Source organism: Bacillus sp. LL01 (genome assembly GCF_001037965.1).
On record NZ_LFEL01000011.1, the window covers coordinates 16,651 to 31,396 of the forward strand.

17 protein-coding genes and 1 riboswitch are annotated in these 14,746 nt (G+C 38.6%); of the genes, 4 read left to right on the plus strand and 13 right to left on the minus strand.

All coding sequences use genetic code 11. The annotated features are described in order from the left end of the window. The first annotated feature begins 223 nt into the window (after positions 1-223). Complete coding sequence (locus AB685_RS20525; protein ID WP_198530551.1) at positions 224-655, plus strand: hypothetical protein; 432 nt, start codon at positions 224-226, stop codon at positions 653-655. Between the two features lie 77 nt (positions 656-732). Here AB685_RS20525 and AB685_RS20530 read toward each other — a convergent pair whose 3' ends face one another. After that, positions 733-1,530: an S-Ena type endospore appendage gene (locus AB685_RS20530; protein ID WP_198530552.1), complete on the minus strand. Its 798-nt coding sequence runs from the start codon at positions 1,528-1,530 to the stop codon at positions 733-735. 298 nt (positions 1,531-1,828) lie between these two features. Here AB685_RS20530 and AB685_RS20535 point away from each other — a divergent pair, with 298 nt between their 5' ends. Further along, complete coding sequence (locus AB685_RS20535; RefSeq protein ID WP_047972456.1) at positions 1,829-2,215, plus strand: S-Ena type endospore appendage; 387 nt, start codon at positions 1,829-1,831, stop codon at positions 2,213-2,215. Between the two features lie 168 nt (positions 2,216-2,383). Here AB685_RS20535 and AB685_RS20540 read toward each other — a convergent pair whose 3' ends face one another. Further along, entirely contained in the window at positions 2,384-2,602 is a 219-nt protein-coding gene (locus tag AB685_RS20540) for a hypothetical protein (RefSeq protein ID WP_047972457.1), read from the minus strand. A 426-nt stretch (positions 2,603-3,028) separates the two neighbouring features. Beyond that, positions 3,029-3,490 (minus strand): CarD family transcriptional regulator, encoded by a 462-nt coding sequence (locus AB685_RS20545; protein ID WP_198530554.1) that lies wholly within the window; start codon positions 3,488-3,490, stop codon positions 3,029-3,031. Positions 3,491-3,846: 356 nt separating this feature from the next. Here AB685_RS20545 and cspC point away from each other — a divergent pair, with 356 nt between their 5' ends. Beyond that, a complete protein-coding gene (gene cspC, locus AB685_RS20550) occupies positions 3,847-4,050 on the plus strand; it encodes a cold shock protein CspC (RefSeq protein WP_047972459.1) in 204 nt (67 codons plus the stop codon). Positions 4,051-4,482: 432 nt separating this feature from the next. Here cspC and AB685_RS20555 read toward each other — a convergent pair whose 3' ends face one another. The 5 genes from AB685_RS20555 to AB685_RS20580 form a co-directional block, all read right to left on the minus strand. Continuing rightward, complete coding sequence (locus tag AB685_RS20555; RefSeq protein WP_047972460.1) at positions 4,483-4,701, minus strand: hypothetical protein; 219 nt, start codon at positions 4,699-4,701, stop codon at positions 4,483-4,485. Between the two features lie 188 nt (positions 4,702-4,889). After that, positions 4,890-5,996 (minus strand): hypothetical protein, encoded by a 1,107-nt coding sequence (locus tag AB685_RS20560; RefSeq protein WP_082153716.1) that lies wholly within the window; start codon positions 5,994-5,996, stop codon positions 4,890-4,892. 501 nt (positions 5,997-6,497) lie between these two features. Beyond that, complete coding sequence (locus AB685_RS32170; RefSeq protein ID WP_241773351.1) at positions 6,498-7,040, minus strand: hypothetical protein; 543 nt, start codon at positions 7,038-7,040, stop codon at positions 6,498-6,500. Positions 7,041-7,385: 345 nt separating this feature from the next. Further along, on the minus strand, positions 7,386-7,862 hold the full coding sequence (locus tag AB685_RS20575) for a hypothetical protein (RefSeq protein ID WP_047972461.1): 477 nt from the start codon (positions 7,860-7,862) through the stop codon (positions 7,386-7,388). Between the two features lie 122 nt (positions 7,863-7,984). Continuing rightward, the gene (locus AB685_RS20580) at positions 7,985-8,536 is read right to left on the minus strand and encodes an HD domain-containing protein (RefSeq protein ID WP_047972462.1); all 552 of its coding nucleotides are present in this window, start codon (positions 8,534-8,536) and stop codon (positions 7,985-7,987) included. 394 nt (positions 8,537-8,930) lie between these two features. Beyond that, positions 8,931-9,030: riboswitch (purine riboswitch) on the plus strand. An 82-nt stretch (positions 9,031-9,112) separates the two neighbouring features. Here AB685_RS20580 and guaC point away from each other — a divergent pair. Beyond that, positions 9,113-10,096, plus strand: coding sequence for a GMP reductase (gene guaC, locus AB685_RS20585; RefSeq protein WP_047972463.1), 984 nt, complete (start codon positions 9,113-9,115; stop codon positions 10,094-10,096). A 335-nt stretch (positions 10,097-10,431) separates the two neighbouring features. On the opposite strand, the gene corA is transcribed toward guaC, so the two are convergent. The 5 genes from corA to AB685_RS20610 form a co-directional block, all read right to left on the minus strand. Continuing rightward, a complete protein-coding gene (corA, locus tag AB685_RS20590; protein WP_047972464.1) occupies positions 10,432-11,391 on the minus strand; it encodes a magnesium/cobalt transporter CorA in 960 nt (319 codons plus the stop codon). A 71-nt stretch (positions 11,392-11,462) separates the two neighbouring features. After that, on the minus strand, positions 11,463-11,885 hold the full coding sequence (locus tag AB685_RS20595; protein ID WP_047972465.1) for a hypothetical protein: 423 nt from the start codon (positions 11,883-11,885) through the stop codon (positions 11,463-11,465). 225 nt (positions 11,886-12,110) lie between these two features. Further along, complete coding sequence (locus tag AB685_RS20600) at positions 12,111-12,860, minus strand: SDR family oxidoreductase (RefSeq protein WP_241773352.1); 750 nt, start codon at positions 12,858-12,860, stop codon at positions 12,111-12,113. 196 nt (positions 12,861-13,056) lie between these two features. Continuing rightward, a complete protein-coding gene (locus tag AB685_RS20605; protein WP_047972467.1) occupies positions 13,057-14,064 on the minus strand; it encodes a LacI family DNA-binding transcriptional regulator in 1,008 nt (335 codons plus the stop codon). Positions 14,065-14,102: 38 nt separating this feature from the next. Beyond that, positions 14,103-14,705 (minus strand): DUF624 domain-containing protein, encoded by a 603-nt coding sequence (locus AB685_RS20610; RefSeq protein WP_047972468.1) that lies wholly within the window; start codon positions 14,703-14,705, stop codon positions 14,103-14,105. Between the last annotated feature and the right edge of the window lie 41 nt (positions 14,706-14,746).

Consider the following 14,746-nt stretch of genomic DNA (forward strand, 5'->3'; position numbering starts at 1 on the left):
GTAATCTTTTCCGTCTCCTATATTAGTCCAAGAATCGTCTACGTTTCTAGCATCTAATAGAGTAAGTAACAAAATTGGAGGAAATATAAATGCAAACAATATATCAGAACGTATTTAGAAGATCGAGTAGAGAAGGAGGTTCATAGAGATGTGTAATACGGGAGGTTGTGGGTGTTGCCCAGATCCAAGCGGTTCCAGCTTTTGTGATTGTTGCGTAGATCCCATGCAATATGTATTAGAGCAGTTGATTGGTCGGGTTGTGCGAATAGGGACTACAGATTCGAGTTCAGGCACTTATCCGAGCGCTACCATATTATCTGTTAATGATTATATCGTCATCATCCGACAAGGTGCTAACACTATTGCTCTTCCTATTTGTTTGGTTGTTGGTGTACAGAACACTCAAGTGCAGAACATCGCCTTATTACCTCCTCCTCTTCCAGGTGATGGAGAGTGTAGCTGCTGCGAAAGACCTGTACGAGAGTTTTTTAATGAAATAATGACAGCGGATGTAGATGCCCTTGGTCCAGCATTTAATAATTTATCCAACATGGAAATTTTAGAAACAGGTTTAGGCATCGTAAAATTACGTGATAACAATGTTTTTATAGCTCTCTCTATATGCAAGGTGGCCAGCATTCTAAACTTTTCTTAAGGTGAATACGAAAAGTGGTGTACCAAAGTTTTAATTTCAAGAAGATCCTTTCCTCAGAAAGATGATTCGGTGAACAATTACCGCGCTGGAATCTCCAAGGTTGTAATTCCGGTCACCTCTACACTTTGGCAAATTTCTATGAAGATTTCTATACGCCAGCATTTATCCAGTTCTGTAATAGAGCTAATTCGGCAAGAGAAATCCGTGACTTCACAATGAATGTTAGTCCCTTCAGGAGCACACAATAAAACCTGCTCCACTTTAATAAAAGGGATTACACAAGATTGTCGTCTCCCATCGTAAGTTAAACCTATCCAACCTTGCTTACTTAAGCTTACTTTTTGTAATACAGTCCGGTCTCCATTAGGGAGCATGATTTCTTTATTTTTTCGCTCTCCCATTTCTTTGCATATAATTTCACCAAAGGGAATTGGGTTTCCACACTCATTAGACAAATAACAATCCCCTTCCCCGCAATTCCATAAATTCTCATTATGTTCACTTAAGAAGGCATAATGAATTGTAAGACAATATTTTCCCCTTACAGTGATTAGAGGATTATTATTTAAAATCCCCACACTACTCAATGATGAAAAAGTTAGGTTATACTGTTTCCCATCCCCTGTTTCAATTGTCTTCCCGTTTATAATGAGATCCAAGTCACTTAAGCTACCATTTCTCAACGATAAGGAAACGGATCCAGTCAAGGGGGTCGGAAGGGCGGATTCCCAAAGTATGCTGCTCTGTTCGGTCGCAGCTATCTCAAAATTCCCACAAACTTTATCGGTAACTTCTCGTATAGTTATAGGTATATCTATACACCTAGTAAATTGCAAAGGGACAATAACCCAATCATACACTTTCTCTACACTCACACACTTTATACTGCAGTTCTTTTTATCCAACACATTCCTGCTCCCCTTTTAAAATCGAAGTGTTCTCCTGCAGGTCAATCAATTCGCCTTACTTCAACAGCTAACTACCTTCTCTCTACCGTCTTTTTTTGGGCTTCTATAAAATATGCATTATTATTGAAAAGGTGTACCTATGATTATGCATTATCTACCATCGATTGCATTTTCACAAAAGGAGCAATGAAAATTAAAAATTGTGCTTTTGCCTAATACCAATTATTTATTTTCTACATTTAATACTGTATAGGGGGGTGAAAAGATGGGATGTAATGCATGCTGTCCTGATGATAACCAACAGACTGGTACTTTAGCTACAGATGAATTTTGCGGAAACTTTGACATTGCTTGCGGGACAGGACCGGAAGTCCTATGGTTTCTGGATCAAACTTTTTTTGATGCTCTAGCACAAACGGCTGGTACTGTTAGTGTTTATTTTGAAAGTGGATGCGGCGATTTTGTGACAGTCACCGTTTCACGGAAAGATTTACCTGATACCTCATTTGATGTTACTCCTAGAAATACTCGATCCATTTCGGTTCTAAATCTTACGGGAGTTAGTATTAGTTGTCCACCTGGAGAAGGAAGATGCAGGGGGAAATATTGTCTTAATGTTCATTATGATGTTTTAGTTACCCCTGGTGTATAATCTAAATAAATTATCATGAGCCCACATTAAATTAATTTTGCGGCTGTCTAATAAATCCCTATGAACCAAGTGGAGAGCAAAAAACCTTTTTCTCCACTTGTTTTTAGAAGAGTCGCAGGTTCCTCTACCCACGTCAATAAAAGTGGATTTCTTACTGAAAGGAAAAGTTTATAGATGATCAGTGAAGAGGACGGCAGGTTGTCTTCTTAAAACGAAGATATTACGGTAGAAATGGAAGTCGATGCGGACACCGAACTCTTCCTCCGAGCTTTCATAATAGGTTTCGGTATCCTCTAGTGTATCGTGCAAAATCCCCTCAGGAACAACTTCTTCAGAACAACCTTCAACGTGTAACACCTTCCCGACCGCAAAAGGATGTCGCATCATCTTCAGGAGAAACGAGCTCCGGCTTTAATTAAAGTCACAAAAAAATGGTTTCCTAGTCTGGAAACCATTTTTGTTGTTGACCTTATGGTGTTACTATCGATTTGTCTCTTTTACGTAATAATAGGCTCTTTTCTCAAAGATTGTTGCTATTCGCTTGTAAAAAGTCGGGAATTGGACTTTTTACCGAGTATCTAATTTCAAAATATCATGCAATCTCTCCGAATAACCAAGAAAAGAGCACGACAGCAACAATTATTACGGTCGTTGTAAAAATACGAAATAGCAACAAAGTTTACGAAAACAGCCTAATAATAAAAATGGATTAAGTTGTAGAAATAACAAAAGAGGTTAATGCTCCAAAAGTGAGTTTAAGAAGTAGGGTGTCTTTGAACTTTTAAAAATTATTCACATTCCTAAAAGTTAACCTTAACAAAAGCTTTTTATTTGATTTTCAGTGATTCCTTTAATTAATCTCAGTTCACTAATCAAAAATTCATTTGCGTTATTCAACATTCTTTTTTCGCTTGAATTAAGTGCTTTCTCTTTCTTCATACGCATTAAATCACGTACAACTTCAGCACCTTCTTGTATTTTGCCCGTTTTAATTTTGTCCGTGTTCACTTTAAACCTTTGTTTCCACGGCAGTAATCTATCAGATTCTCCATGCTGAAAAATGTCTATGATGTGTTTCAATGCAATTATGTCAGTAACTGGGCGTACACTTGAACTCAATATTTTACCAGTAGGAATCATGACTTGCATATTACTGATTAACATTCTTATAACATAATACTGTTGTTTTTCCCCTGAAATTTCCTTTTCTTCTATGTCCTTAATTATACCTACTCCGTGCATTGGATAAACAATGTTATCGCCAATATTAAACAAATAATCCACCTCCATATTTTGTATCCTTCTTAAGCATAACACATATACTATTTTTTATCAAAATTTTAATATTATCATAAATTTATTTTCTTCGTCAACTACTTTTCTCAAAAAATCAAAAAAAGTAATAGGAATCATGTCGGATTACCAATAAAGGGAAAATAACAGAATGGGATCCTTAAATTTTTCTATTTAGTTAAACACCGTAATTTGCAATTTTTCTTGTTTCCTGATATGATAAAGAAGAATTATTTTTGTTCGGTGTAAAGGATAGTATGAAACAACTTTTCAGCTTGATCCTACTTTGGCCAAGGATAGTAATACAATGTGTGGTAACGCACTAGGAGGCAACAAAAATGGAACAAGGTACAGTAAAATGGTTTAATGCAGAAAAAGGTTTTGGCTTTATCGAACGCGAAAATGGAGACGATGTATTCGTACATTTCTCCGCAATCCAAAGTGATGGCTTCAAATCTTTAGACGAAGGTCAAAAAGTAACGTTTGACGTTGAGCAAGGTGCTCGTGGAGCTCAAGCTTCCAACGTTCAAAAAGCTTCTTAATCTTAAATCGTTTATGCAAGCAGGCTCTTTTATAGAGCCTGTTTTTTTGTGTTTTCTGTATAATACTCAATAAAAAGTTTGCACCTGTTTAGTGCAGACCTTTGCAAAGGAAAAATTGACGAACGAAGCATTGTTCATTGAAGTAGTGGATGAGTATAGGGTAAAGGTGCAAAGAGAATAGTTTAACGATTATTTAGAAACATAAAATATTCTCATTATCAAACTTCAACCTGCTATCCTATAGAAAAAAGACCCATGAACGATTCCATGAGTCTCACTGAACTACCTATAATACTCTTCTCCTTCTATTTCTCATATATACCAAACACCCTGCTCCAATCACCAGCAGTATAAATCCGATTACATAGAAGCTATATAGTTTGGTTGCGGTGTTGGAAGCTTTTCTCCACTCCGTTTCTTCTCTTGTTTTTGTTACTTTTCCTTCTCCGCGTCCTCACCTGGCACTCCTGGCTCGTCTTCCTCAATCGGCTCTTCCGGTTTTACAGGCCGCTCTGGGTTTGGAATTACTGGGCCAGGCTTACTTGGATCGACAGGATCTGGTTCACGGTTCACTTGGATCACTTGGCTCCATCCGCCACCACACCCACGTAAAAGTCCAGATAGCCGAAGTTGATTGTCCCGTGTGCTCATCTTCTACCACTACATACCACCAGTAGACTTGATTTTCCGCGAGTATTGTAGACCCTGTTTTAATCACATAGCTAAAGACAATATTTTGTCTCCTTTTCATAAAGCGCAAAGGGAAGTTCACAAGCAATTTTATAATTATAATTTGGAAAAGTTGAAAATCCATGTAGATAATAAAGTTCTTCAGAGCGCTAATTTAATTTTTTTATGACAATAGAAGCGTTTACGTTCGCTTGAGTGCCCCCTACAACAGAAGCAAGGATAACTGCTGAAGACGAGGAATAATTATGAAGGCTCAAGACATCACCTGCAGCTAAAGTGAGAATCACCTGACCATTATTTTGTTGTGTGCCAGCACCTGAACCGTAGACTGTTTCCGGAAGCGGTGCTGCATTTAAAAATAGTGCGAATTGGTTGGGCTCTGTGCCTGACACCGAGAAAGTAACCTCGTAGTCTCCTTGTTCAACAACCTCAATTGTAGAGGTGCTTGCAATATGAAGAATTCCCGATGTAATAACGCCATTTGAATCAAAAAGTACTGGATCCCCAATTTCTACCGTTTGAGGAGTAAAGTTGTATATATACCCATATTGAGCCAACCCACCTGGTTCTCCCTGTGGTCCGGCTGGTCCAGCTGGCCCTGTTTCTCCTGTTTCTCCCTGTGGTCCGGCTGGTCCAGCTGGTCCTGTTTCTCCTATTTCTCCCTGTGGTCCGGCTGGTCCAGCTGGCCCTGTTTCTCCTGTTTCTCCCTGTGGTCCGGCTGGTCCAGCTGGCCCTGTTTCTCCTGTTTCTCCCTGTGGTCCGGCTGGTCCAGCTGGCCCTGTTTCTCCTGTTTCTCCCTGTGGTCCGGCTGGTCCAGCTGGCCCTGTTTCTCCTATTTCTCCCTGTGGTCCGGCTGGTCCAGCTGGCCCTGTTTCTCCTATTTCTCCCTGTGGTCCTGCTGGTCCAGCTGGCCCTGTTTCTCCTATTTCTCCCTGTGGTCCGGCTGGCCCTGTTTCTCCTATTTCTCCCTGTGGTCCGGCTGGTCCAGCTGGCCCTGTTTCTCCTATTTCTCCCTGTGGTCCGGCTGGCCCCGCTGGCCCTGTTTCTCCTATTTCTCCCTGTGGTCCGGCTGGCCCCGCTTCTCCCTCAGGTCCAGATGGACCCACTGGTCCCGCAGGTCCTACAGGTCCCTGAGGTCCCATTGGTCCTGCTGGTCCTGGTGGACACAGTGTTGGGCAACAAGCGGAACATCCACATTTATTTTTTTTACTGTATTTACAATAAGAAAAATCGCACTCAATATATAATACACCCATAAATCATTACCTCCATATAAAAAGTTATATATATATTTAATGCTGAAGTTATTTTTTTGTGTATTGTATATACACCTCTAATAAAATCATTTTCTAAAGAAGTGCAGATTAAAAACTATAAAAGCATTAATAAAATGCGCTTTAGTAAATAGTTGCGACCTCCCTGAGAGTGGCCGTTTTTATATATCATTCAAATCAATAAACTAAACTTTTCATAAGACAACTTACCTTTATAAAAGCACGAAAAAAGACTACCCCCATTGACTAGGAAGTAGTCTTATAAATGAGTAGCAGGGACAGGTTCCTCGACCCAAGTCAAAAAAGGGGGATTTCTAAGTGATAGTAACAGAGGAAGAGTTTAGTGAAAAAGGACGGCAAGTAGTCTTAAAACAACAATGTTATCACAGTAAAAGTTGAAGTCTAAAACCCTTATTAACAACCTAAAAAATCTTCTTTATCTCAGCACCTCTTACATTTTTCAGGGTATGAAAAGCCCTTTTTCTAAAAAAACTCCTGCTCTCCCCGTGAAAATTCAAATCGATCTCCATATATCCAGCATTTTAGAAGTAAATCATGCGGCTCCAAACCCTCAATTGCTTCTTCAATTGATTCTGATCTTTCCTTTATAGCTGAATGATCAATTGGTTCTTTTCTGTTCAATATCGTTTGCCGGATCTCTTCCCTTACCTTTTTATAATCTACCTTCTCCCATAACTCCAGATAAGGGATAAACGCTTGATCTCCAGACTCTTTTATTTTCTGAAGCAACAATAGAATCATCCCTCTATTCCGATCCTTTAAATAGCTCATATCAATCTTGCTTACCCTGCTTTGTCCACTCCCGCCATTTCCGAACTTTTCCTCATATAAATCACGGATCCAAACCTTAACAGGAGCTTTCCATTTCTGATTAGGCCCTGGAATATTTTTTATCAAACTCTTTGGTGCCATCCCCAACTCCTTAGCCATTTGTATATCACTCGCATTTAACCGGCATCTCTTTTTAGCATCTGCCCAAGCTTGCGAATTCTTTTTTGTAGCCATATTTATAACAACCTTTCCTAATTTGTTTTATGCAATTCATCACGAATTACTAACCCCTGAAACCCAAAGAGCTATTTCAATATATTATGAAAAAATAGTCGATGTATGCCGAACTATTTTTTAACGCTCCAATACAATACTAAAAATCAAATTGATCAAACGTTTGTTTAAAAATTACTACATAAATATAATTCATTTCAGATCCAACCCCTATAGAAAAAGCACAAGGAAAATTCCATGTGCCTTAATTTTAAAACTACAACACGCTTCCTGGTTGGATTTGTTGCATTAATGAAAGCTCAATATTCTATAAAAGTATCGCACCTTTCATTTAAAAAGACCTCATTATTGAACATTTAGTTTTACTGCGTAATGAACAGAACCTTGGTCCCAGGTAGCAATAATCTCGTATAATATATAACCCTTTTCATCTGTGTTAAAAGTAGATCCTTCAACATCAACTTCTCTTTCCATTTGACTATTGTTCCATATATGTACTTTTATTTCTTGTGGGGGTTCAGCAAAATCCAATTGAATTTCAGTGTCCAGCTCAGTAGTAAATGGAGTCGTTTGATTCCTCACTATTCTCGGGGGTATATCTGAGTCAACACTAACAGTAGTAGCTGTTCCGTCTCCATTATCAAAAGACCAACTATATTCTCCTAGAACTGCAGCGACTTCACTATTGTTAGAACGGACCAGTAATACTGGGGGTTCTTTCCCAATAGATTCATTATCCACTGCTCCGTTAACTCTTTCTTTTTGTAGACCACAAGCACCTAAGATAATTGCTAACAATAATATAAATACTGTTTTTTTCAATTATTCCCCTCCTCTTTGTTGTTGATTTCTTCTATTTCCACCTTTACCCTGTACTCATCCGCTACTCCCGTGAACAAGGCTTCGTGCTCATCAAAAATGGCTCCACACTCTTACTTTTCCATCTAAAGTTCTATAGAACCGAAAACCCCCTTAACTTCCTCCTCCAATTCACTGATTAGCTTAAAACTTTCTTTTCTAGGAACTAATGCTTTCACAATGCTTGCATAGTACCAATGTTGTTTCTGTTTCCCACGATTAAATCTTTGCCAAATCATATCCCCATTTACATTAAGGTCCGTTCGAATGGAGCGTAAATTATGCAACTTATCCGCAACAATGACTTGCAATTCTTCTGCGGATGCATCTTTTAACATATCAATGGTATGTTGTTTCCTTTCTTCCCATGACAGGTTCTCATCATGCTCGGAAGCAGCCACAACTAAATCTGCTACACGGACACCAAACTCATCCACCAGCAGTTCAAAAGTGGCTTCTGTATCTTCCAGGGTGTCATGTAAAATACCCGCAGCAATCACCTCTTCAGAGCAACCTGCACCTTGCAACATCATCCCAACCGAAAAAGGATGCGTAATATACGGTGTTTCTGTTCCTTTTCTTGTTTGTTGCTTATGAGCCTCTGCTGCAAAAACGATGGCTTTCTCTACTAAATTCATATCTAATCCTCCCCTTAATGAGTAACTACACTATATTTGTATTTCAATATACCTTTCGAAAATAGTCGATATTTCCCGAACCACTTTCAAGCCCGTTAATCCAATAACAAAATTCAATTTAATCAAACGTTTGATTAAAAATTACTATTCTCACTAAAATATAAGATTCGAGTGTTTCGTAATCAGACTCCTCTTTCTTTAAGTCTAAACTGCTTCACGGAAAAAAGACACATGGAAAATCCAAAGATCACAATAGTGTGTTCTATATGCTTTATTAGTGGAAAAATCACCACCTCGAGTGAAAACATTTAAATTCCTATCTAATTTTCAATAAAATACGAACAATAATCATTTACATGACGAAAAAGTTCGTTTATAATCAAACTTGTGTTGAAATAACTTATTTAGTTTCATTCGTATATTCTTAGAGATATGGTCTAAGAGTTTCTACTAGGAGCCGTGAAATCCTAACTACGAATGGGTGGATTCACTCTGCCCATTTTTAGTCTGGATTTTTTGTTGCGTAGATATTTAACCGAACATTACTATGAAAATTATTCTTTAGGAGTGTGTCTCATGGAAAATGTATTTGATTATGAAGATATTCAGTTAGTGCCAAATAAATGTGTCGTTAACAGCCGTTCTGAGTGTGATACCACTGTAACACTTGGTGGCCGTCAATTTAAACTTCCTGTAGTGCCAGCTAATATGCAAACGATCATTGATGAAAAGATTGCCCTTTATCTTGCTGAAAATAACTACTTTTACATCATGCACCGCTTTGAGCCACAAAAGCGTCAGGCATTCATCGAGAGCATGCATGCAAAAGGTCTTTACGCTTCCATCAGTGTTGGAGTGAAAGAAGAAGAATATCAATTCGTTGAAGAGCTTGCATCTGCAGGAATTACTCCTGAATTCATCACGATCGACATTGCCCATGGGCATTCCAATGCTGTTATCAATATGATTCAACATATTAAAAAACACTTGCCAGAAAGCTTTGTCATTGCTGGAAACGTTGGTACGCCAGAAGCGGTGCGCGAACTTGAACATGCTGGTGCTGATGCAACTAAAGTCGGGATTGGTCCTGGTAAAGTATGTATCACGAAAATTAAAACAGGCTTTGGTACTGGAGGCTGGCAGTTGGCGGCACTTCGTTTATGTGCAAAAGCAGCAAGCAAACCAATCATCGCCGATGGTGGAATTCGTACACACGGTGATATCGCGAAATCCGTACGTTTCGGTGCAACAATGGTCATGATCGGCTCCCTTTTTGCCGGCCATGAAGAATCACCAGGAGAAACGAGCGAAGTAAACGGAAAGCTAGTCAAAGAATATTTCGGATCCGCTTCCGAATTCCAAAAAGGCGAAAAGAAAAACGTAGAAGGCAAAAAAATGTTCGTCGAGCATAAAGGTGCCTTACAAGATACATTAACGGAAATGGAACAAGACCTTCAATCTTCTATTTCCTACGCTGGTGGGACCACTTTGGACTCCATCCGTCACGTAGATTATGTGATTGTGAAGAACTCTATTTTTAATGGGGATAAGGTTTACTAAGTTTTTGAGGAACAAACATGGCAGCATACTTATTCCGGAGGGGTTAGGTATGCTGTTTTTTTTTGTGTAATTTTCAAAATAAAAAACGAGTATAGGTTTCATACTCGCTTCACGCTAAATGTAGGCGAATCCTTCAGAGTTATCTTACTTAAAGGCTGTTTTCGCATACTCTGTTGCTTTTTCGTATTTAGAAACAAACCGTTATATCCCTTGCAGTCGTGCTCTTTTCCTGGCTGTACAAGAAAGCTTGCATGCCTATTTTAGAGTATCTAAACTGTAAAAAGTCCAATTGCCGGCTTTTTACTAGTGAATAGCAACATTCTTGAGAAAAGAGCCTACTTAAACCATCCCTTCCACTTAAACCAAATAAACAAGCTTACCCCCATGACGGCCATGAAGCCAAGCGCGACAAAGTATCCGTAATGAAAAGTCAGCTCGGGCATATTTTGAAAGTTCATGCCGTAGATACCCGCTATAAAAGTCAATGGTGCGAAGATGGAGGTGATAATGGTAAGGACCTTCATGACATTGTTGGATTGATGGGAGTTCAAGGAAAGGTAATTATCCCGAATGTCCGCCGTCAATTCCCGGTTGGAGGTAATCATGTCAGAGAGCTTCAGCAGATGGTCATAAATATCCGCGAAATACTCTTTCCTCTTCATCACCCCATCCAGGCGATGCGTATTGAGCATGCGGTATAGCAGATCCCGCATTGGGTTGATCGTATGTCGTAGGTCCAATAAAGAATACCTCGTATCGAACAGCTCTTCCATCAGCTGATTCATTGATTTGTCTTGGTTGTTTTCCTCGATTTTGTCCAGCTGGTCCTCCAGCTTATATAGTAACGGAAAATAATCATCTACAATGTTGTCGAGAATTTCATAGAACACGTAGTATTCATCCCACTTTTCCACGTCTTTTGGTGGCTTGTTCAGGCTCTCCCACACCTCGTCCACCTCTTTGGAAGGTGCCTGGTGATAGCTCACGACATAATTCTCCCCTAAAAAGAAATTCACTTCCTCTTTATGAAGCTCGTCTTCCTTTTGCTGAATACTGTGCGTCACGAAAAACGTATGATCCTCATAATGATCAAGCTTCGGCCGCTGCAGTCTATGTATACAATCCTCTATCGCCAATGGGTGGAAGTGAAACGTACTTTCTAAATGTTTTAATTCCTCTTCAGACGGTTGGTTGAAGTCAACCCAGATCCATTTATAAGCGTTTCTATCGAGGTTATCGATGTTAATGTTTTTGTCAATTTGATGACCCTTTGTCATTCCGGCGATTCTTATCATTTGGCTTTTCCCTCACATTCGTATAGGGTTTTTATACCCAGTTTTGTGGGGTTTTAAAAGTGGGGGGTGAATCATTCTAAATGGTCTAATTCCTCTAACCTTTTGTTTGTTAAAAAACTAATTTGATAGATATTATCCTTACTTTCTACCCAATAATCATAAGTAACATCTGGTTCATTTTCAAAAACAACACCAATATAATATGGGTTTCGGTGTTTAAAGCCTTCTTTATGGTGAGGAACAGTGAAAATAGTCCATTCTTCATCAGGATAATGTTCTTCTAAGTAAGGTATTAGTAATTGCACCTTCTTATCAATTTGCCCATCGATCCAAAAAGGACGAGCGACAAAAAATATACAATAAGCTACCAATATAACCAACGCTAATAACCAACCAGTCTTTCGCCATCTACCTTTCAAAAAGGTTGCAATAATTACGATTAACATAATTACAACCCCAACAATCATTAACTCTATTATTTCTGTTGGATGCATTAAACCTATCCCCCTTTACTTACCCCTCCTAGGAAGGAGAGGGACGATTCTGCTTCATTGTAGTCGAAGGAAGTCCAGAACCTTCCCTCAGCAATCTATGAGGAAATAACAAAAATAATCCCATTTCATTCTTTGAAAAGGGATTATTCATATTTCAATACATTAAGAAAGGTCTACTAAGTGATAATACTCTATCTTTCACAAGCATGCTTTTAAACCCTTTACCTATATACCAAACGTATTTCCACCATTCACCGTTACCACTTGCCCAGTAATAAACTTTGATTGATCAGAAGCTAAAAATAGTACTGTTGAAGCAATATCACTAGGTAATCCCGCTCTTCGTAAAGGCACGCTCTTGGCATATTCACTTGCATCGATTCCTTCATGCCTTTCTACTGGTACAAATCCTGGATTTAACAAGTTTACTGTAATGCCGAAAGGGCCTAATTCATTTGCCCATGACCGTGTCATCCCGAGTTGAGCAGATTTAGCCGTAACATAGGATGAAAAATTAGGATTCCCTAACGTTATTACCTCACTTCCTATATTAATAATACGGCCTTCTCCTTTTTCCTTCATTCCGGGTAACACTGCTTTCACTAGAAACAAAGGGGCTTTCACAAAGAAGTTTAACTGATTCAAATAATCTTCCCATGAACTCTCTTCTATAGATAACTCCGGTTGTGGCCCTGTTGCGTTATTCACTAGGATGTCGATTGTTCCTCCTAGCTTTTCCTCTACCTCTTGAACAAGTTTATGCACAGCCTCTTCGTTCGTAATATCGCTTTGAATGACAAGCGCCTTTCCTCCAGCCGCGGTAATAGTATGAACTGTTTCCTCTGCTAACTTCGTATTATGTGCATAGTTTACAATGACCGTTGCACCAGCTTCTGCTAAAGTGGCAGAAATGACCTTTCCTAACCCTCTTGACCCACCAGTGACTAGAGCATTTTTCCCTTGTAAGTTTTGCAAAATGAGTTAACTCCTTATTAATCGTAATAAAAAAAATTCACTTATAATCAAATCAACAGTGTTAGATAAGCGCTAATCGCGAGTTCTTGTGACGAAGCTAACTCGCCAACTACTTCGCTCTCTACCTTCTGAAACAACTCCATGAACCCACTTTCGAAAGCAACAAAATAAATAAAAGGACCATAGACCAATATTTTTATATTGGTCTACAAGAATCTCTTTCCATAAGAGAAACCGGTATCTTCACAGACATAAATTGCTTTTTTTTGTTATTAATTTGATCTAACAACATATTCGCAGCCGTCTTCCCTATCAACGTCGTATCTTGCCGAATTGTCGTTAGCCCCGGAGAAATATAACGAGCCATCTGAATATCATCAAAGCCTACAACTGAAATATCTTCTGGAACGTTTAAGCCATTCCCTTTAATGGCATCAATCGCAGCAATTGCCATTAAGTCCCCAGCAACATAAACAGCTGTCGGGCGATCCTTACGTTTTAATAATTTTTCCATCGCCTTTTTTCCACCATCATACGTAAAGTATCCACCATCTGCTACGTATCCTTTAGGAACGGTAAGGCCATGTTTTTCCATCGCTTGAGTATATCCCTTCAGACGTTGAACACCGACGTACAATTCCTCACTACCAGCAATATGGGCAATTTTTCGATGACCAAGTGAAAACAGATAATCGACTGCCAGCTCACTTCCATGAAGGTTATCACTAAAAACTACACTAACTCCTCTAGTATCTAAATCAATAACGACCGAGGGGATATCTGATTCCATTAGCTTTTCTATATCTGGTGTATTTAAAGTTGAACAAACGACCACTACTCCGTCTACTCCTCGGTACATAAAATGATCTAAATAAGAACGGGCTTCTTTCCCTATTTTATTAGAGGCGAAAAGAAGGTCATATCCTTCTTTCTCCGCACTTTTCTTAAAGCTTTCAATCACCGCATTGAAAAATGGGTGCTCCATGCCAATTCCAGAGTCCTCGACGAATACGACTCCAATCGTCCACGACTTTTTCGTTGATAACGTTCTCGCGCTAGAGCTTGGAAAATACCCCAATTCTTCTACCGCTTGATTTATTATTTTTTTTGTTTTTTCTCCTACATCGGAACGATTGTTTAATGCTTTAGAAACAGTGCTGATTGAATAGCCTGTCTTTTTAGCAATATCATATATAGTGGCCATTTTATTCCCCCGCTCCTCCACATCACGTTGTTGATAGGCTATACTGCTTTATATTTTTTAAACACGGAATAGTTGATACTCATTAGTACGTATGCAAAAACACTAATTCCAATTAGTATAAATAGTTTCGGTAAATTAATTGCAACTAAGAAGTAAGCAGCTAACCACACTAGTTGCATGATTGTATTAATCGGACTAGCAAACACTAATCCAACTGCTACTTTCATGTACTTTAATGTTTTAAATTCAAAATGAGCCATCACTGAAAATAAATTTACAAAAGTCATTAATACAATTGCTGAAATCCCGAAAATGACTAAGTATATAAAGAAATGTATAGATTCATCGTAAAAGTAAGAAACAAACGTAAAGTTTACATAAATAATATAAAGTAATAGTAAGAAAATTACACCATTGATATTAGAACGGATAAACTCTTGTTTATAAAACTTAAAATAATTTCTAAATAAATAGAAGTCTTTCTCGCCTTTGATCCATTCTCTCACCACTCGAAATAACGCTACGGTTGAAGGCATAAAGCCAAAAACGCCTAATCCTAATAGAAAGAAAAACACCCACAAAATATTTAGCGCGGTAAATTTATAAATAAACTCGGCAATTTGAACAATTAACTTCCCCAACTGTATCACCTCGAAATGATAGCGTCGGCTAAAAAACTATT